The organism is Stenotrophomonas sp. ZAC14D1_NAIMI4_1, from assembly GCF_003086775.1.
GTDB lineage: Bacteria > Pseudomonadota > Gammaproteobacteria > Xanthomonadales > Xanthomonadaceae > Stenotrophomonas.
The window spans coordinates 3,075,540-3,093,299 of record NZ_CP026001.1; the positions used below are offsets into that span (position 1 = coordinate 3,075,540).

The 17,760-nt window shown below is 67.4% G+C and carries 16 protein-coding genes and 1 pseudogene; 8 read left to right on the forward strand and 9 right to left on the reverse strand.

The window, feature by feature from the left end; all coding sequences use genetic code 11:
- Nucleotides 1–94 precede the first annotated feature (94 nt).
- The gene (gene dksA, locus C1927_RS14205) at nt 95–1,336 is read right to left on the reverse strand and encodes an RNA polymerase-binding protein DksA (protein WP_108747042.1); all 1,242 of its coding nucleotides are present in this window, start codon (nt 1,334–1,336) and stop codon (nt 95–97) included.
- 271 nt (nt 1,337–1,607) lie between these two features.
- Here dksA and yidD point away from each other — a divergent pair, with 271 nt between their 5' ends.
- The 6 genes and pseudogenes from yidD (at nt 1,608) to C1927_RS14235 (ending at nt 6,740) form a co-directional block, all read left to right on the forward strand.
- Complete coding sequence (gene yidD, locus C1927_RS14210; RefSeq protein ID WP_108747043.1) at nt 1,608–1,862, forward strand: membrane protein insertion efficiency factor YidD; 255 nt, start codon at nt 1,608–1,610, stop codon at nt 1,860–1,862.
- Between the two features lies 1 nt (nt 1,863).
- Nucleotides 1,864–3,210 carry a dihydroorotase gene (locus tag C1927_RS14215; RefSeq protein WP_108747044.1) on the forward strand — a complete coding sequence of 449 codons (1,347 nt, stop codon included), beginning with the start codon at nt 1,864–1,866 and terminating at the stop codon, nt 3,208–3,210.
- Nucleotides 3,210–4,058 carry a M23 family metallopeptidase gene (locus tag C1927_RS14220; protein WP_079222528.1) on the forward strand — a complete coding sequence of 283 codons (849 nt, stop codon included), beginning with the start codon at nt 3,210–3,212 and terminating at the stop codon, nt 4,056–4,058. Before C1927_RS14215 ends, C1927_RS14220 begins: the two co-directional genes overlap by 1 nt.
- 114 nt (nt 4,059–4,172) lie before the next feature.
- Nucleotides 4,173–4,895, forward strand: coding sequence for a hypothetical protein (locus tag C1927_RS14225; RefSeq protein ID WP_202818492.1), 723 nt, complete (start codon nt 4,173–4,175; stop codon nt 4,893–4,895).
- A 50-nt stretch (nt 4,896–4,945) separates the two neighbouring features.
- A pseudogene (locus C1927_RS21725) lies at nt 4,946–5,152 on the forward strand (M23 family metallopeptidase); the annotation flags it as partial.
- A 76-nt stretch (nt 5,153–5,228) separates the two neighbouring features.
- Complete coding sequence (locus C1927_RS14235; RefSeq protein ID WP_108747047.1) at nt 5,229–6,740, forward strand: gliding motility protein; 1,512 nt, start codon at nt 5,229–5,231, stop codon at nt 6,738–6,740.
- Nucleotides 6,741–6,827: 87 nt separating this feature from the next.
- Here C1927_RS14235 and C1927_RS14240 read toward each other — a convergent pair whose 3' ends face one another.
- The 5 genes from C1927_RS14240 to efp all read right to left on the reverse strand — a co-directional run bounded on the left by C1927_RS14240 (nt 6,828) and on the right by efp (nt 11,094).
- Nucleotides 6,828–7,532 carry a phytoene/squalene synthase family protein gene (locus C1927_RS14240; RefSeq protein ID WP_108747048.1) on the reverse strand — a complete coding sequence of 235 codons (705 nt, stop codon included), beginning with the start codon at nt 7,530–7,532 and terminating at the stop codon, nt 6,828–6,830.
- A gap of 11 nt (nt 7,533–7,543) precedes the next feature.
- The gene (locus tag C1927_RS14245; protein WP_108747049.1) at nt 7,544–8,239 is read right to left on the reverse strand and encodes a phosphoglycolate phosphatase; all 696 of its coding nucleotides are present in this window, start codon (nt 8,237–8,239) and stop codon (nt 7,544–7,546) included.
- Nucleotides 8,236–8,952, reverse strand: coding sequence for a bifunctional 2-polyprenyl-6-hydroxyphenol methylase/3-demethylubiquinol 3-O-methyltransferase UbiG (gene ubiG, locus C1927_RS14250; protein ID WP_088026601.1), 717 nt, complete (start codon nt 8,950–8,952; stop codon nt 8,236–8,238). Before ubiG ends, C1927_RS14245 begins: the two co-directional genes overlap by 4 nt.
- Before the next feature lie 25 nt (nt 8,953–8,977).
- The gene (locus C1927_RS14255; protein ID WP_108747050.1) at nt 8,978–10,321 is read right to left on the reverse strand and encodes a TRZ/ATZ family hydrolase; all 1,344 of its coding nucleotides are present in this window, start codon (nt 10,319–10,321) and stop codon (nt 8,978–8,980) included.
- Nucleotides 10,322–10,527: 206 nt separating this feature from the next.
- Nucleotides 10,528–11,094 (reverse strand): elongation factor P, encoded by a 567-nt coding sequence (gene efp / locus C1927_RS14260; RefSeq protein ID WP_079222535.1) that lies wholly within the window; start codon nt 11,092–11,094, stop codon nt 10,528–10,530.
- A 96-nt stretch (nt 11,095–11,190) separates the two neighbouring features.
- Here efp and epmB point away from each other — a divergent pair, with 96 nt between their 5' ends.
- Nucleotides 11,191–12,231: an EF-P beta-lysylation protein EpmB gene (gene epmB / locus C1927_RS14265; protein WP_108747051.1), complete on the forward strand. Its 1,041-nt coding sequence runs from the start codon at nt 11,191–11,193 to the stop codon at nt 12,229–12,231.
- A gap of 256 nt (nt 12,232–12,487) precedes the next feature.
- On the opposite strand, the gene C1927_RS14270 is transcribed toward epmB, so the two are convergent.
- Nucleotides 12,488–14,614 carry a GGDEF domain-containing protein gene (locus tag C1927_RS14270; RefSeq protein WP_079222537.1) on the reverse strand — a complete coding sequence of 709 codons (2,127 nt, stop codon included), beginning with the start codon at nt 14,612–14,614 and terminating at the stop codon, nt 12,488–12,490.
- A 285-nt stretch (nt 14,615–14,899) separates the two neighbouring features.
- The gene (locus C1927_RS14275; protein ID WP_079225299.1) at nt 14,900–15,670 is read right to left on the reverse strand and encodes an RNA methyltransferase; all 771 of its coding nucleotides are present in this window, start codon (nt 15,668–15,670) and stop codon (nt 14,900–14,902) included.
- Nucleotides 15,671–15,790: 120 nt separating this feature from the next.
- Here C1927_RS14275 and C1927_RS14280 point away from each other — a divergent pair, with 120 nt between their 5' ends.
- Nucleotides 15,791–16,618: an inositol monophosphatase family protein gene (locus tag C1927_RS14280; RefSeq protein WP_079222538.1), complete on the forward strand. Its 828-nt coding sequence runs from the start codon at nt 15,791–15,793 to the stop codon at nt 16,616–16,618.
- Nucleotides 16,619–16,845: 227 nt separating this feature from the next.
- Here the strand turns inward: C1927_RS14280 and htpX are convergent, their stop codons facing one another.
- Nucleotides 16,846–17,712, reverse strand: coding sequence for a protease HtpX (gene htpX, locus C1927_RS14285; RefSeq protein WP_079222540.1), 867 nt, complete (start codon nt 17,710–17,712; stop codon nt 16,846–16,848).
- Nucleotides 17,713–17,760: the final 48 nt, after the last annotated feature.

A 17,760-nucleotide genomic window follows, 5' to 3' on the forward strand; every position in this document is an offset into this window, starting at 1 on the left:
CGATGCTCGGCTGGCTTCTTTGTAGAGCCAGGAATACCCAACAAAAAACCCGGCCGAGGCCGGGTTTTTCGCATGACCAGACAACGAACTGGAATCAGTCGCCCTGCTGCTTCTGCAGGTGCTCCCAACGCTCCTGGGCGTCGATGGTGCGCTCGGCGGTCAGGCGCGCTTCGAGGCGCTCCAGGCCGATTTCCTCACCGGTGTCCACGCAGTAACCGTAGTCGCCGGCTTCCAGGCGCTTCAGGGTGCTGTCGATCTTGCCGATCAGCTTGCGGTAGCGGTCACGGGTACGCAGTTCCAGCGAGTTCTCGGTCTCGCGGGTCGCACGCTCGGCTTCATCGCCGATGTCACGCACTTCCTCGCGCAGGTTCTCGATGGTCTGCTTGGATTCTTCCACCAGATCAGCGCGCCAGTTCTGCAGGCGCTGGCGGAAGTATTCCTGCTGCAGCGGGCTCATGTACTCCTCGTCCGAGCCAGGCTTGTAGCCGGTCGGCAGGATCGGGCGGCCGGTGGCCTCGTCGGTCTTGTATTCGACGACCTTGTACTTGCTGCGCGGGGCCGGCGCCGCCGAACGGGCGGTCACAGCCACGGCAACCTTGCCCACTGGGCGCGACACGGTCTTCGGAGCGGGATCTGGTTTCACGGCAGTTTTCACAGCGGTCTTGGCAGGCGATTTCGAAACGGGCACGGGATTCTTGGATTGCGGGGCCGTCGATGCTGCAGGGGTGGCGGCCGGGGCCGGCTTGGGGGCCGGTCTGGCTGCTGCCACTGCCGCGGTCTTGGCCGGGACAGACTTGGCCGGAGCTGCCTTGGCGGCGGGCTTCGGTGCGGTTTTCACTACCGGGGCCGGGGCCGGCTTGGCAGCCGGCTTGGCGACATTCTTGGTTACCTTCTTTACAGCGGCAGGCGTGGCGGCGGGTTTAGCCGTTGCACCCTTCTTCACCGCCGGCTTGGCTGCCGGCTTGGCCGCGGCTTTCTTTGCCACCGGCTTCGGTGCGGGCTTGGCGACGGCCTTCTTCGGTGCCGGCTTGGCCACGGCCTTCTTGACCGGTGCAGCCTTGCTGGCAGCCTTCTTCGCCACCGGCGCCTTCTTGCTGGCCGCCGCTGGCTTGGACTTGACCGGCGCTGCGGCCTTCTTCGCCGCAGGCTTGCTGGCCTTGGCCGGTGTTTTCGTTGCGGTGGCCTTCCTGGCCGCCGATTGTGAGGATGCTGCCTTGGGGACCGCCTTGCTGGCCGGCTTCTTGGCAACAGGCTTGGCCGCCAACTTCTTCACAACAGGCTTGGCGGTTTTCTTGGCGGCCTCGACGGCCTTCTTTGCAGTTTTTTTAGCAGCCACGAAACGCTCTTCCTTGGATTCCCCGGGGCCCGGGAAAGCGGGCCTTTATAGCCTACCCGACCCGCAGCAGCAACCTTGGGGGCCTACTCCATTCAGTCCTGGAGCCAGCGGCCCAAAGCGACGGTCCGGCGAACCTGGACCGCCTTGCGCGGTACGGAACCTGGCCGGCACCTCACGGTGCCGGTACCGGTCGCAGGCCATGGGCGACATGCGACCAACGGCCCATCCTGCACAAATGCGGGCTTCATGCCAACTGGCATAAGATGACTGGGTGATCTCGCGCCTGCTCATTGCCCTGCTGCGCTTCTACAAGCGCTTCATCAGCCCCCTGCTGGGGCCGCGCTGCCGTTTTGTGCCCAGCTGTTCTGAATACGCCATGGACGCCATCTCGATGCACGGTCCGCTGCGTGGCAGCTGGCTGGCCGCGCGCCGCCTCGGCCGCTGCCATCCGTTCCACCCCGGCGGCTTCGATCCGGTGCCCGAATCGCCCAACGCCCCCTCTTGCCGTTGCACAGGAAAACACTGACATGTCCTCCACCCTCATTACCAATGCCCGCATGGTCAACGAAGGCCGCACCTTCAACGGCGACCTGCGCATCGAGAACGGCCGCATCGCGCAGATCGGCAGTGGCCTGGCCCCGCGCGACGGCGAACAGGTGGTGGACGCAGCCGGGCGCTGGCTGCTGCCCGGCATGATCGATGACCAGGTGCACTTCCGCGAGCCGGGCCTGACCCACAAGGGCGACATCGCCAGCGAATCGGCAGCCGCCGTGGCCGGTGGCCTGACCAGCTTCATGGACATGCCCAACACCAACCCGCCGACCCTGGATTCGACCATCCTGGAAGCCAAGTACGAGCTGGCACGCGGCCGCGCCTGGGCCAACTACGGCTTCTACCACGGCGCCAGCAATGACAACCTGGAAGCGATCCGCGCGCTCGACCCGAAGAAGGCACCGGGCGTGAAGGTGTTCATGGGCGCCTCCACCGGCAACATGCTGGTGGACAACCCGGAAACGCTGGATGCGATCTTCCGCGAATGCCCCACGCCGATCATCACGCACTGCGAAGACACGCCGATGATCGATGCCAACCTCAAGGCCTTCCAGGAGAAGTACGGCGACGCGCTGACCCCGGACATGCACCCGGACATCCGTTCGCGCGAGGCCTGCATCAAGTCGACCCGCCTGGCGATGTCGCTGGCGCGCAAGCACGGCACCCGCCTGCACGTGCTGCACATCTCCACCGCCGACGAGCTGGCGCTGTTCGAGAAGGGCCCGCTGATCCGCGCTGACGGCAGCCGCAAGCAGATCACCGCTGAAACCTGCGTGCACTTCCTGCATTTCGCGCGCCCGGATTACGCGACCAAGGGCAACCTGATCAAGTGCAACCCGGCCATCAAGGAAGTGTCCGACCGCGAGGCAATCACCGCCGCGCTGGCCGATGACGTGCTGGACGTGCTGGCCACCGACCACGCCCCGCACACCTGGGAAGAGAAGCAGAAGCCCTATGCGCAGGCACCGTCGGGCCTGCCGCTGGTGCAGTACGCGCTGGTGGCCGCGCTGGAGCGCGTGCACGAAGGCAAGCTGACCCGCGAACAGGTGGTGCAGAAGTTCGCCCACGCCCCGGCGCAGCTGTTCGACGTGGAAGAACGCGGCTTCCTGCGCGAAGGCTACTTCGCCGACCTGGTGCTGGTGGAAGACGTGCCGTTCACCGTCAAGCGCGAGGACGTGCTGTCCAAGTGCGGCTGGTCGCCGTTCGAAGGCACCACCTTCCGTTCGCGCGTGGCCTCCACCTGGGTCAACGGCCAGCTGGTGTGGGACGGCAGCAAGCTGGTGGGCGAACCCGCCGGCCAGCGCATGACCTACGACCGCTGATGCGTTCGGCACTGATGATCGGGGCGCTGCTGCTGGCCGCGCCCCTGCTCACCGCACCCCAGGCACAGGCGCAGGATGGCATCGGCAGCCTGATCGACAGCCGCGTGGTGTTCCCGGCCAGCGCTTCGCAGGGCGCGCTGGTGATCGGCAAGGTGCCCGCCGGCAGCCGCGTGCAGTACGCCGGCCGGCAGTTGCGGGTGAGCAGCTACGGCAGCGTGGTGTTCGGCATCGGCCGCGATGAGAAGGGTCCGTTGCAGGTACAGGTGCAGCGCCCCGACGGTGGCAGCGAGACGGCCACCATCACCGTGACCGCGCGCGACTGGCCGACCGAGCGCGTCAACGGCGTACCGCCGAAGACGGTCAATCCGCCACCGGCGATTGCCGAGCGGATCAAGCGCGAACAGGCGCAGGTGACCGCTGCGCGTGCCCGCGATGACGACCGCACCGATTTCACCCAGACCTTCATCTGGCCGGTGCAGGGCCGCATCAGCGGTCGCTTCGGCAATGCACGCGTGTACAACGGCCAGCCCGGCGCCGGTCATTCGGGCATGGACATCGCCGTGCCCACCGGCACCCCGGTGAAGGCACCGGCGGCCGGCGTGGTGACGTTCGCTGGCCCGGACCTGTACCTCACCGGCGGCACCCTGCTGATCGACCATGGCTACGGCGTCAGCTCGAACTTCCTGCACCTGTCGCGCATCGACGTGAAGGTCGGCGACCGGGTGACCCAGGGCCAGGTGATCGCCGCTGTCGGCGCCACCGGCCGTGCCACCGGCCCGCACCTGCACTGGGGCATGAACTGGTTCGACACCCGCATCGATCCTTTGCTGGTGCTGGAACGCAAGTAACGCACGCGCATCGTCGCCGGGCCACGCCCGGCAGCGATGCGGAATCGGCGTCAACTACATCCGCAGCCGCGTAGGAGCTGGGGCTGTTTCAAGCTGCTTGCGTGAGCCCTGTCGATGAACGGCCCCGCAGGACTGATCACGTCGACCTTTCCATTCGCTTCATGGAAAAATCAGGAATGGCGCTCCGGAGCTCGGATGGTCAAGCCCTTGCCGAGGATGATGAGCACGATGGAGCAGGAAATGGAATATTCATCAAAACTCAAGAATACGTTTTCGCTGAGCGACATCAAACTTGACGGCTTCGGCGCTTCAGGCAAGTGGGCCGGATACTTTCAAAGAACGGGCGAACATTCCCACTCACTTGTAGACAAGGCCGTAGCGCTGCTGGATGGCTTCCTTGGCTCGAGAAGTGGAAATTTTCTTGTTGTGACAGCTCTCTCATACCGGGACGAGAGGGAGAAAGATGTAGATACGATCAAGCGCTATCAGCACATCTATGATGAAATGAAGTCAAGACGACTCCTTTTGCCGATGTCTGACGAGTATGAGAGCTACCTCTACGGCGAGTCCCCGTTACCCGCAGGCTCTCTGAGCTTCAGCTTTGAGTACTCTGACTTCATAAAACTATCCAGACTTCTCATGTGTCATGCAGGCGTAGCGGGCCAGGTGTGCTTCTGCATCATCCCCGCACTCAACATGGCAATTTATCCTCATGACGACATCGGCTACGGGTGCGTGGCCCTCAACTCGGATGTCAAAGCGTGCAGGGAGTTTCTGGATCACTGTTCGGAATGCAGCAGCTTTGAAGTTGTTTTTGGCGAGAGTTGCCAGCCATGAGTATTTCGATCTGCCGTTGGATAGGCCATGCTTACGAGGCATTTTCAGCACTGACCAGCTGTACTCCAATGATCGACCACGGCTACGTTGTCAGTTCGAGCTTTGTGCAACTGTCGCGCATCGACGTGAAGGTCGGCGACCGGGTGACCCAGGGCCAGATGATCGCCGCCGGTGGCGCCACCGGCCCGCACCTGCACTGGGGCATGAACTGGTTCGTCACCCGCATCGATCCGTTGCTGGCGCTGGAACGTAAACAACGGCCGTGCGGCCTGGTTGCCGGCCAGCGGCCGGCACTACCGGGCTGCTTCGCCGCATGGAAACAAGGAACATTGCATGCCCGCCCCAGGTGATATTCACGTCGTCCACAACGAACGCCTGCAGGCGTTCGTCGCCTACCAGCTGACGCACCAGGATCAGCGCGACGGCAGCCTCGCCGTGCTCACCCTGGACTGGACCGGCACCATCTTGCCCGACCCGGCAACCATCGCCGGGATGCAGCCGGCGCGCTTCAACTACCTCCAGCAGGACAATGCCCTGCACCACCGCTGGGTGGGAAAACGACCGCCGCGCGATTTCCTGCACGTGGGCTGGCGCGCGCCGCTGATCGAGGCCGCGCCGAAGATATACGGGAGCTGGCCCGACGGAGCGGAAGTTGCACACCAACGCCGCTGGGATGCATTGGATGCAGCTGCCGTAGAGGCCTTCAAGCACGCCACCGCAGCACAGGAAGATCGAAGCGTGCTGCTGGAACGCGGCGAACACCCGATTCGCCGCTGCGCCACCTGCCTGGATGCCGCAGCCATGAACCTGGCCCCTTCGCTGGCACTGTTTGATGCCCTGCCCCTGCTCACCCAGCTGGATATCAGCAAACCGGTGCCCGGACTGTTGCCGTGGCTGCGCACGCGACCGCTGATCCACTCACTGGACATCTGCCACCTTCAGGACACCACTCTGGACCTGCGCGGCACCGGCCTGATCCAGGCCAGCATCGATGCCAGCGGCCTGCGCCACCTGCATCTCAACGACGGCCTGTCCCGCCTGACCCTGCACGGTACGCTCGAGCCCGACCTGCTCATCACCGCCGAGGATGACGGCCGCTGGCTGACGCTCATCAGTACCGATGCCACGCTGGCCTGGGCTGGACTGCCGTCACTGGGCGAGCTGCAGCTGCGCGACGTGCGCGAACTCGATGGCGGACGCATCGCCGAACGCTTCCCGCAGCTGCGTGCGCTGCATGTCACCGGCGCACCCGCCGTGCTGCACGGCCTGCAGCGGCTGGGTGAACTGCAGCAACTTCATACGCTCAGTGCCAGCGACGTGTTCCCGCCGGAGGATGCGGTGTTTCCTGCGCCCGGCTGCTGGCCGCGGCTGTGCCGGCTGTGGCTGGGCAGCGTGCCGGCTGCACTGGGCGCGGCGATCAGGAAGGCCTACAAGCGCGAGGTTGCCAGTGGCCTGGACCTCGCTGTCACCCAGCTGCGCACGCCGGATTGGCTGGCTGCCAACCTCGACAATCCGTTCCGTGATTGGGACGGCAGCGCGCAGGTCAGCAGCGCGCAGGCGAAGGCGGCGGCCACGCTGTACCGCAAGGCCTGCAGCGAGGCGCTGAAGCTCGCCTCGGCAGGCGGCGACGCAGCGGCAGTGACGGAGGCGCTGGCGCGGGTGGGACGCACCTACACCGAAGGCTTCAACGCGCTGGATCGTCGCAGCGGCTTCATCGAAACCGAGGAACGCGAGCAGATCTACACCGCGTGGCTGGGCATCGTCGATGCGGTGGAAGCACGCAGCGGAATGGCGCTCGACCGCGAGGTGCTGCGCGCGGCGATGAACGAGGCCAGGACGTTCTGAGGGCATCCGCCGGGCATGGCCCGGCGCTACCCGATTACCGCGCCCGGTAGCGCCGGGCCATGCCCGGCGAGCGCAGCGGCAGCGGCATCAACCGCGGGCGGCCCACCACACACGCAGCAGCGTGCGTACCGGGGTCGCTTCAATCGGTTTGCCGGCCGCCTGTGCGGCCACGCGGGCGCGGGCCAGGCTGGCCCAGACGCGGCGCGCGCGCGGACCGGGTACGCGGGTGCCCCAGCCCTTCAGCAGAGCCTGTGCCCACCGCTGCGCGGCGGTACTGGCGTCCTGGTCCAGCAGGCTGCGCGGCACACCAGCCACGCCGGCATCCTGCAGGCGCTGGGCCAGGGTCTGCAGCTGCACGGCACGGCCGGCGCCCTTGCGCGGCGTGTCGTTGAACAGCACGACTTCCACGGCGGCAACCGCTTCGGCGTAGTTGGCCAGCGCGCGCTCGGCGCTGGCGGCATCGAGGGCAACCGTGCGCGCCTCGACCAGGTCCGGCAGCGTCCCGGCCAGCTGCGCCCACGGCGCACGCACCGGCTCCAGCAGGCGGCCCAGCGGATGGCGCGAACGCTGCCCCGCCCAGCTGCGCAGCTCCTCGCCCCACCACGCCAGCTTGGCGTCGGCCGGCAGCGGGTCGCCGCTGGTGTTGAGCATGTCGTCGAACTCCTGCAGCAGCGCAAACCACGCCACTGCGAGCTCGCGTTGCGATTCGGCCACGAACGGGGCGGCCACCGACCATTCCGGCCAACGGCTGCGCCACTTGTCGAGGAAACTGTCCAGCGCGGTACTGCTCACTACGTCATTCCTTACGGCTGGGCCGGGGCTGCCGGCCGGGTCGGCCAGAGACTGGCCAGTTGCAGAAGTTCGGCGTTCTCCACCAGCACGTCGGCCTGCCAGGCCAGCGGATCGTCGCTGTGCAGGCGGTAGCCCCACAGCGCCGCCACCGAGGGCATGGCCGCCGCGCGTGCGGCGATGATGTCGCGCTCGTCGTCGCCCACGTACACGCAGTCTTCGGCGGCGATGCCGATCGCCTGCGCGGCATGCAGCAGCGGCAGCGGATGCGGCTTGCGCTCGGCCAGGCTGTCACCGCCCACCAGCACCGCGCAGCGCTGCTGCCAGCCCTGTTGCGGCAGGATCAGGCGCGCCAGGTATTCCGGCTTGTTGGTGACGATGCCCCACACGGTACCTGCGGCGTCCAGCGCGGCGAGCATGCCGGCCACGCCGTCGAACAGCACCGCGTGCTGGCCGATCAGCGCTTCATAGCGCTGCAGGAATTCGGGAATCAGGGCATCGCGGTCGGCCGCGTCCAGATCCGGGAAGGCGGCGGTCAACATCGCACGCGAGCCCTTGGAGACCACCGGGCGCAGCTGCGCCGGGTCGATCGGCGCACGCCCGCGCTCGGCCAGCATCGCATCGCAGGTGGCGACGAAATCCGGCGCACTGTCCAGCAGCGTGCCGTCCAGGTCGAACAGCACCGCCCGCGGGAAGCTGGCCGTGGTCATGCAGGCTTGACCGCGTAGGCCAGGTAGTTGATGTCGGTGCGGCTGCTCAGGCGGGCATGGTTGCGCCACGGCTCATAGGCCATGCCGCTCACATCCACCAGCTGCACATCGGCCTCGCGCAGCCAGCGTGCCAGCTCGGCCGGCTTGATGAATTCCTGGTAGTGGTGGGTGCCCTTGGGCAGCAGCCGTGCCACGTACTCGGCGCCGACGATCGCCACTGCGAACGCGGCAGCGGTGCGGTTGATGGTCGACAGGAACAGGTGGCCACCGGGCTTCAGCAGCCGCTTGCAGGCTTCGATGATCGCGCCCGGATCGGGCACGTGCTCGAGCATTTCCATGCAGGTGACCACGTCGAAGCTGCCCGGCTGTTCGGCGGCCAGGTCCTCGGCGGCCTGCACCCGGTAATCGACCTTGGCGCCGCTTTCCAGCGCATGCAGGCGCGCCACCTTGACCAGCTCCGGGGCGAGGTCAATCGCGGTGACGTCGGCGCCGGCCTGGGCCAGCGCTTCGCTCAACAGGCCGCCACCGCAGCCGATGTCGAGCACGCGCGCACCGCGCAACTGCACGCGGTCAGCCACGTACTTCAGGCGTACGGGGTTCAGCGCATGCAGCGGCTTCTGCGGGCCGTCAGCGTCCCACCAGCGGTTGGCCAGCGCGGCGAACTTGTCCAGCTCTGCCTGATCGAAATTGGAGGAAGCGTGGGGGGCAGTCATGAGAAAGTCCTTGCAGCGCCGGGGTTCAGGCGCGGATATGACGGATGCGCTCGCGCCACTGGCGCGCGTTGGCGATGATGCCCGGCAGGTCCATGCCGACCAGCTCGCGCTGCACCAGCTTGGGCTTGCCGGCAATCCAGACATCGCTGACCTGCTGGCGGCCGGTGGCGTACACCAGCTGCGACAGCACGTTGTGCAGCGGCTGGGTTTCCAGCGCGGACAGGTCGACGCAGACCAGGTCGGCCTGCTTGCCGACTTCGATCGAGCCGATGCGTTCACCGAAGCCCAGCGCGCGGGCACCGCCCAGGGTGGAGGCGCGCAGCGTGGTGGCCGCGTCCAGCGCCGTCGCATCGTCGGCCACGGCCTTGGCCAGGATCGCCGCCGTGCGGTTCTCGCTGAACATGTCCAGGTCGTTGTTGCTGGCGCAGCCGTCGGTGCCGATGGCCAGGTTCACGCCGGCGCGCTGCAGGGCGCAGGCCGGGCAGAAACCGGAGGCGAGCTTCAGGTTCGATTCCGGGCAATGCACCACGCTGACGCCACGCTCGGCGCAGAGGTGGATTTCGGCGTCGGTCAGCTGGGTCATGTGCACCGCGATCAGGCGGTCGTTGACCAGGCCGAGGCGATCCAGCCGCGCCAGCGGGCGCTGGCCGTGCAGCTTGATCGAATCGTTGATCTCCTGCGCGGTCTCGTGGGTGTGCAGGTGCACCTGCATGTCGAGCTGGTCGGACAGCATCCGCACCCGCTCGAAATTGGCATCGTTGACCGTGTACGGCGCATGCGGCGCGAACGCGGTGCCGATCAACGGATCGGTGCGCCACTGGTCGTGCAGTTCACCGGCCTTGGCGAAGTACTCGTCGTCGGTCTTGGCCCAGGCGGTGGGGAAATCGATGATGACCGCGCCGACCAGCGCGCGGAAACCGTGCTTCTTGTAGACCGCGGCCTGCACGTCGCCGAAGAAGTAGTTCTCGTTGGCGCAGGTTGTGCCGCCGCGCAGCATCTCGGCGATGGCCAGGGTGGTGCCGTCGGCGACGAATTCAGGGCCGATCACCGCCGCTTCCACCGGCCAGATGTGCTGCTGCAGCCAGGTCATCAGCGGCAGATCGTCGGCGACGCCGCGCAGCAGGGTCATCGGGTTGTGCGTGTGCGCATTGACCAGGCCGGGCATCAGCGCCGCGTCGGGGCGGCTGACCACCTGGGTGGCGCGGAAACGCGCGCGGGCCTCGGCTCGCGGCAGGATGGCGACGATTTCGCTGCCACGCACGGCGACGGCATGATCTTCCAGCACCACCGCATGCGGCTCGATCGGAACGACATAACCGGCTTCGATGAGCAGGTCGCAGGCTTCGGGGAGGTGCGGGCTATCGCTCATGCGGGCTCACTTGGCTATTGGAGAAGGGCCTGGCGGGAGGCGGTAGCGCCGGGCCATGCCCGGCGGCTGTCCGTTGCGGCGCCATGGGCGCCGGCAACAGGTTCCGGGCGGTGCCCGGAAAGCCGAGCATGGCTCGGCTCTACAGGTAATCCGGCGCCGGGGTTGCCGGCCAGCGGCCGGCACTACCGTAATCCGGCTGCGCCGGATTACTTGACGCGCGCGGAGTATTCGCCCGAGCGGGTATCAACCTTGACGATTTCATCCTGGTTGACGAACAGCGGCACGCGGACCACGGCGCCGGTTTCCAGGGTGGCCGGCTTGCCGCCGCCGCCCGAGGTGTCGCCACGGACGCCCGGATCGGTCTCGGTGATCTTCAGCTCGACGAAGTTCGGCGGCTGCACGAAGATCGGCGAACCGTTGAACAGGGTGACGATGCAGGACTCTTCGCCCTTCAGCCACTTCTCGGCGCCGCCCATGCCGGCCTTGTCGGCCTGCACCTGCTCGAAGGTTTCCGGGTCCATGAAGTGCCAGTACTCGCCGTCGCTGTACATGTAATCCATGTTGGTATCGACAACGTCGGCCACTTCCACGTCATCGGTGGCCTTCATGGTCATTTCCACGGTGCGGCCCGAGCGGATGAAGCGATAGCGCACGCGGGTGAAAGCCTGGCCCTTGCCCGGCTTGATGAACTCGGTCTCGGAGATGACGGCCGGTTCATTGTTGACCAGGATCTTCATCCCGTTCTTGACATCGTTCATGCCCGCAGTGGCCATGCTCAAGCTCCTCAAATGGCGAAACCGCCGCGCGTGCGGCGAGCCGGTAGAATGGAAAACCCACCGGAACCCCGGTGGGCAACTGTTTATGCCCCCATGATAACCGCAGGCCCCCTCTCCATGCAGCTTTCCGCCTTCCCCCGGCCCCAGTCGCCAGGCGCACCCGCGCGCTGGCAGCAGCTCTGGCGCCAGGCGCTGCGCGACCCGCACGCCCTGCTGGCCCGGCTGCAGCTGGACCCGGCGGCGCTGGGGGTCTCGGAGGCGGCCATGGCCCAGTTCGCCCTGCGCGTGCCGGAAGGCTTCGTGGCGCGCATGCGCCCCGGCGATGCCACCGACCCGCTGCTGCGCCAGGTGCTGCCGATCGACGAGGAAATGCGTCCGGCGCCCGGGTTCAGCTTCGACGCGGTGGGCGATGGCGCGGCGAAGAAGGCCACCGGGGTCATCCAGAAGTACCGCGGCCGGGCCCTGCTGGTGGCCACCGGCAGCTGCGCGATCAACTGCCGCTACTGCTTCCGCCGCCATTTCGACTACGGCGCGGAAAACGCCGCCAAGGGTGGCTGGCAGGAGGCCGTGGCGGCCATTGCGGCCGATCCGGACATCGACGAGGTGATCCTGTCCGGCGGCGATCCGCTGTCGCTGGCCACGCACAAGCTGGCCGAGCTGACCGATGCCCTGCGCCAGATACCGCACATCCGCCGCCTGCGCATCCACACCCGCCTGCCGATCGTGCTGCCCGAGCGCGTGGACGAGGAGCTGCTGGCCTGGCTGGGCAGCCTGCCGTGGCCGCTCGCCATCGTGGTGCATGCCAACCATGCCAACGAATTCGATGCCAGCGTGGATGCCGCGATGGCACGCCTGCGCGGCCTTGGCGCACAGCTGCTGAACCAGGCCGTGCTGCTGCGCGGGGTCAACGACAGCGTGCAGGCGCTGCAGGACCTGAGCGAGCGCAGCTTCGCCGCGGGCGTGCTGCCGTATTACCTGCACCAGCTGGACAAGGTCGAGGGCGTGGCCCACTTCGAAGTGGACGACGCCCGGGCCAAGGCCCTGATCGCCGGCCTGACCGCACGCCTGTCCGGCTACCTGATCCCCAAGCTGGTGCGCGAGCTGCCCGGCGACCCCAGCAAGCGCCCGGTGTAACCCGGAACGCGCAGGGCCGGTAGATCCACGCCATGCGTGGATGGGCTTCCAGGCCGAAGCAGCCACGCATGGCGTGGCTCTACTGCTCGCAGCCGCGCAGGGCCGGTAGATCCACGCCATGCGTGGATGGGTTTCCAGGCCGAAGCAGCCACGCATGGCGTGGCTCTACTGCTCGCAGCCGCGCAGGGCCGGTAGATCCACGCCATGCGTGGATGGGCGTCCAGGCCGAAGCAGCCACGCATGGCGTGGCTCTACTTCAGACGCCGGAGTCGATCATCCGCACCACTTCGGTGGCGGTGACCGGGTGGCTCAACCAGTAGCCCTGCCCCAGGTCGCAGCCGCGCTGGGCCAGCAGTTCGAACTGCGCTTCCTGCTCGATGCCCTCGGCCACCACGGTGATGCCCAGTGCATGGGCCATGGCGATGATTGCCGTGGTCAGCGCCAGGTCGTCCGGGTCGCGCTGCATGTCGGCCACGAAGCTCTTGTCGATCTTCACGCCGTCCACCGGCACCTGGCGCAGGTGGCTGAGGCCGGAGAAGCCGGTGCCGAAGTCATCCAGCCAGACCTTCACGCCGGTGCGGTGCAGCTTGTCCAGCAGCTGCGCGGCCAGCATCTCGTCGCCGATCACCGCGGTTTCGGTCAGTTCCAGGTGCAGGCGCGAGGACGGCAGCCCCGATTCGTGCAGGCATTGCGCCACCAGTGCAGGCAGTTCGCCGCCGCGCAGCTGGCGCGGCGACACGTTCACGGACACGAACAGTTCGTCGCCGGCTGCGCCACGCGGCCACTGCGAGGCCTCCATGCAGGCCGCACGCAGCACCTTCGGGCCGATCACCTCGATCAGGCCACTCTGCTCGGCCACTTCGATGAACACCGACGGCGGGATCGTGCCCAGGGTCGGGTGCTGCCAGCGCAGCAGCACTTCCACGCCCACCAGGCGGCGGTCGCGCATGCGGAAGATCGGCTGGTAGGCCAGGCGCAGCTCGCCGCGCTCCCAGGCACCGCGCAGCTCCTGCTCCATGTGCACGCGACGCTCGACCGCGTGGTCCATCGCCCGGCTGTAGTAGCGGTAGCAGTTCTTGCCGGCCATCTTCGCCTGGTACATGGCGATGTCGCCGTTCTTCAGCAGCGTGGTGGCATCGGCGGCATCGTCCGGGTACAGCGTCACGCCGATCGAGGTGCCCAGGAACAGCTCCCTGCCCTGCACCACCAGCGGCTTGCCCAGCTCGCGCACCAGCACTTCGGCCAGCAGCCGGGCATTGGCAGCCACGTCGCCATCGCCGACCAGGATGACGAACTCGTCGCCACCGAAACGCGCCAGCAGCGCGTCGTCGCCGCCTGCCTCGGCCACGGCATGGCCGATGCGCTGGGCGAACTGCAGCAGCGCCTCGTCGCCCGCCTCGTGGCCCAGCGTGTCGTTGACCCGCTTGAAATCATCGATGTCGGCAAACAGCAGGCCCAGCCGGTGCTTGGATGCCCGCGCGGCCATCAGCCGGTGGTCCAGCGCCTCACGGAACGCGAGGCGGTTGGTCAGCCCGGTCAGCGCATCGGTGTAGGCCATGTGCCGCACTTCGCGGTCGTGGCGGGCAATCGCATCGCGCATGCGGGCAAACCCGCGCACCAGCTCGCCGACCTCGTCGTCACGGGTGTTTTCCCGCAGCGGAGCCTGGTAGTCACCGGCCTCGATGCGGCGCGCGGCGGCGGCCAGGTCCCGGATCGGCGCCACCAGGGTGCGCTGCACATACAGGATGACAACCACCCCGATCACCACCAGCAGGCCCAGCATCAGCAGCAGCCAGCCCAGGTGGCGGCTGCCGACCTGCTGCAGGCGCTCGCCGAGGGTGGCGTTGGCGGCCAGCTCGCGCTCCCGCACTTCATCCAGCGCCATGCCCACGCGGACGCCGCCGATGCGCTGCTTGCCGACCATGATCGGCATGGTGTTGTCGAGCACGGTGGCCGACTGCTGTACCACCAGGCCCTGCGCGGCGGTCGCCGCCGCGGCCAGCGGGTCGGTCATCGGCTTGCCGAAGCCGGGCACGCCGACCGAGCCGTCATGCACCAGCCGGCCCTTGCCGTCGAACACCAGCACGTAGCGCACCACCTGCTGCCGCGAGGTCGAGCGCACCAGCACGCCCACCTGGCCCAGGTCGTTGTAATAGAGCGGGTTGGCCAGCGAATCGGACAGCTCGCGCGCCAACGCCTCGCCGCGGCTGCGCACGCTGCGGTCAAACAGTTCATGGATGACGCCGCCGCTGAGGCTCTTCACCTCGCTCTGCATCGTCGCCTGGCGGCCCAGCAACACCGCCAGGATCGCCACCACCACCAGCATCGCCCCGCCCATCGCGAGCAGGAAACGGGCCTGCATCCCCGAGCCGAGCCACTTCATGCCACTTCCATCCGTACGTGTCCCGACTGCACTGCCCATTCCAATCCATTCCACCGCGCATGCACGGCCACCGGACGCTGCAGCAGAGCCCGGCCCTTCATTGTTTCTGTGACCTTGTCGATCCGATACCACGCCCGAAGCATCTCCGCCGCGGCCGTGGCCGCGCGGACAGGCCGCCATGGAACCAGGCTCAGCAATCCCCACTGCGTTGCCTTGCATGAAGCCGACACAAGCATCATCCCCCCAGGGTATCCAGACAGACTACCCGAAAAAATGAGAACGTCGTCAGCCTTCCTTGCCGTGGTTCCCGGCCAGCCGCGCCATGCGCTGGGCATCGGCGAGGATGCCGCGCAGCAGGCGCACTTCCTGTTCGCTCGGCTCGCTGCGCAGGAACAGGCGGCGCAGCTTGCGCATGGCCGATTCGGGCGCACGGCCCTTGTGGAAATCGATCTCGTCCAGGGTGTCGCCAAGCTGGGCGAAGAAGCTCTCCATCTGCTCATGGCTGGCCACCGGTTCACGGGAACCGGCCTCGGCCTCCGCCGCCGGCTGCGCGCCCAGCAGCTGCATGCGCGTTTCATAGGCCAGCACCTGCACGGCGGCCGCCAGGTTGAGCGAGCTGAACGCCGGGTCGGACGGGATATGCACCGCCGCATGGCACAGCTGCAGCTCTTCGTTGGTAAGGCCGGTGCGTTCACGGCCGAACACCAGGGCCACTTCGGCGCCCTCGCCGGCCTTGGCCACGGCCCGGGCGGCGGCGTCGGACGGCAGGTATTCCTCCAGCTGGACGCGGCGCGCACGCGCGGTGCAGCCCAGCACCAGGGTGCAGTCGGCGACGGCTTCGGCCAGGGTGGCCACCACCGGGGCGTCGCCGAGCACGTCTTCGGCACCGGCCGAGCGGCGGAAGGCCTCCTCGTCCAGCGGCTTCTCGGGGGCGACCAGGACCATGCGGGCCAGGCCCATGGTCTTCAGGGCGCGGGCGGCAGCACCCATGTTGCCGGGGTGCTGGGTCCCGACCAGGACGAATCGGAGGCGGGTGGCGGCGGAAAACTGGGACATGAACAGGGAAATGTCGAGCTGGACGAAGACCAATGGTAAACTGTGCGGCCGGCCACTGCGCCGGACCCGCTCTTTTCCCCCGCCAGTCCTACCTCTTCTGCCTTTCCGGGAGCCCACGCCATGCAGAAACCCGCCGTCACCGTCATGGTCAAGGCCGCCCGCCTCGCCGGCAACGTCCTGTTGCGCAACATCAACAAGCTCGAGGCGCTCAATGTGGTGCAGAAGGGCCGGATGGATTACGCCAGCGAAGTCGATGCCGACGCTGAAAAGGTGATCGTCAAGGAACTCAAGCGCGCCTACCCCGAGTACGGCGTGTTCGGCGAAGAAGGCGGCGTGCAGGGTGGCCACCGCAACATGTGGGTCATCGACCCGCTGGACGGCACCAGCAACTACCTGCGCGGCGTGCCGCACTACTGCGTGTCGATCGCCCTGGTCGAGAACGGCGAGCCGACCGACGCGGTCATCTTCGATCCGCTGCGCAATGAACTGTTCACCGCCAGCCGTGGCGCCGGTGCCGTGCTCAACGACCGCCGCATCCGCGTGGCCGACCGCAAGGATCTGGGCGGCACCATGATCCACACCGGCTTCGCCCCGCGTGAGCGCGCCCGTGCCAGCGCCCAGCTGAAGGCCGTCGACGCCCTGCTGGTGCAGGCCGAGGACATCCGCCGCAGCGGTTCGGCCGCCCTGGACCTGGCCTACGTGGCCTGTGGCCGCGCCGACGCCTACTTCGAAGCCGGCGTGAAGGCCTGGGACATCGCCGCTGGCGTGCTGCTGGTCCGCGAAGCCGGCGGCAAGGTCTGCGACTTCAAGGGCGCGACCCTGGCCCGCATGGACAACCGTGGCCCGGACACCCAGCAGGTCGTCGCCGGCAACCTGAAGGTGGCCGAGTCGCTGCAGAAGGTGCTGGTCAACACCGGCTACGCGGCCGAGTTCGACGCGAAGTTCTAAGCGTCCAGGCAGCGCGGCTCACTGAAACGGCACCTGCGAGGGTGCCGTTTCTGTTTGTGCCGCGCCCCCTTGTAGAGTCGAGCCATGCTCGACTTACGCGCGCAGCGCGAAAGGCAGCCGAGCGCGGGCTCGGCTCTACAAACCCATGCGACAACCGCTGCCGCGTTGGAGAAACAAAACGCCCGGCACAAGGCCGGGCGTTCGTGTTTCCAGGTTCAGCCCGACGCTTACGCGGCGGTCGAAGCGCGCAGTGCGGCGATGCGCTCTTCCAGCGGCGGGTGGCTCATGAACAGCTTCTTCGCCGTCGAACCGGCAATGCCGAAGGCCGCGATCTGGGTCGGCAGCGTGCTCTGGCCGTGGTTGAGCTGCAGGCGCTCCAGCGCGGCGATCATCTTCTGGCGGCCGGCCAGCGAGGCACCGCCAGCGTCGGCGCGGAACTCGCGATGGCGCGAGAACCACATCGAGATCATCGTGGCGAACAGGCCGAACACCATCTCCAGCACGAACACGATGATGAAGTAGGCGAAGCCACGGCCGCCGCCTTCGCGGTTGCCCGACAGCGCGCTGTCGATGACGCCGCCGACCACGCGGGCCAGCACGATCACGAAGGTATTCAGCACGCCCTGCAGCAGCGCCATGGTGATCATGTCACCGTTGGCGACGTGGGCGATCTCGTGGCCCAGCACCGCTTCGGCCTCGTCTTCGCTCATGTTGTGCAGCAGGCCGGTGGACACCGCCACCAGCGCGTTGTTGCGGTTGGCACCGGTGGCGAACGCGTTGATTTCCGGACCGTCATACACGGCCACTTCGGGCATGCCGATGCCGGCCGCCTTGGCCTGGCGTTCGACGGTGGCCAGCAGCCAACGCTCGGTCGGGTTGCGCGGTTCGGTGATGACCACCGCACCGGTGGAACGCTTGGCCATCCACTTGGACAGCAGCAGCGAGATGAAGGAGCCACCAAAGCCGAAGATGCCGGCCATGACCAGCAGGCCGCTCATCGAACGGGAGTCCACGCCCAGGATGGACATCACGATGCCGGCGAGGATCAGCACCGCAAGGTTGGTGGCCAGGAAAAGGGCTACGCGGGTAAACATGGGAAATTCCGGCTCGGAAGGGGTCGATATCTGCCAATTTGCGGTGCA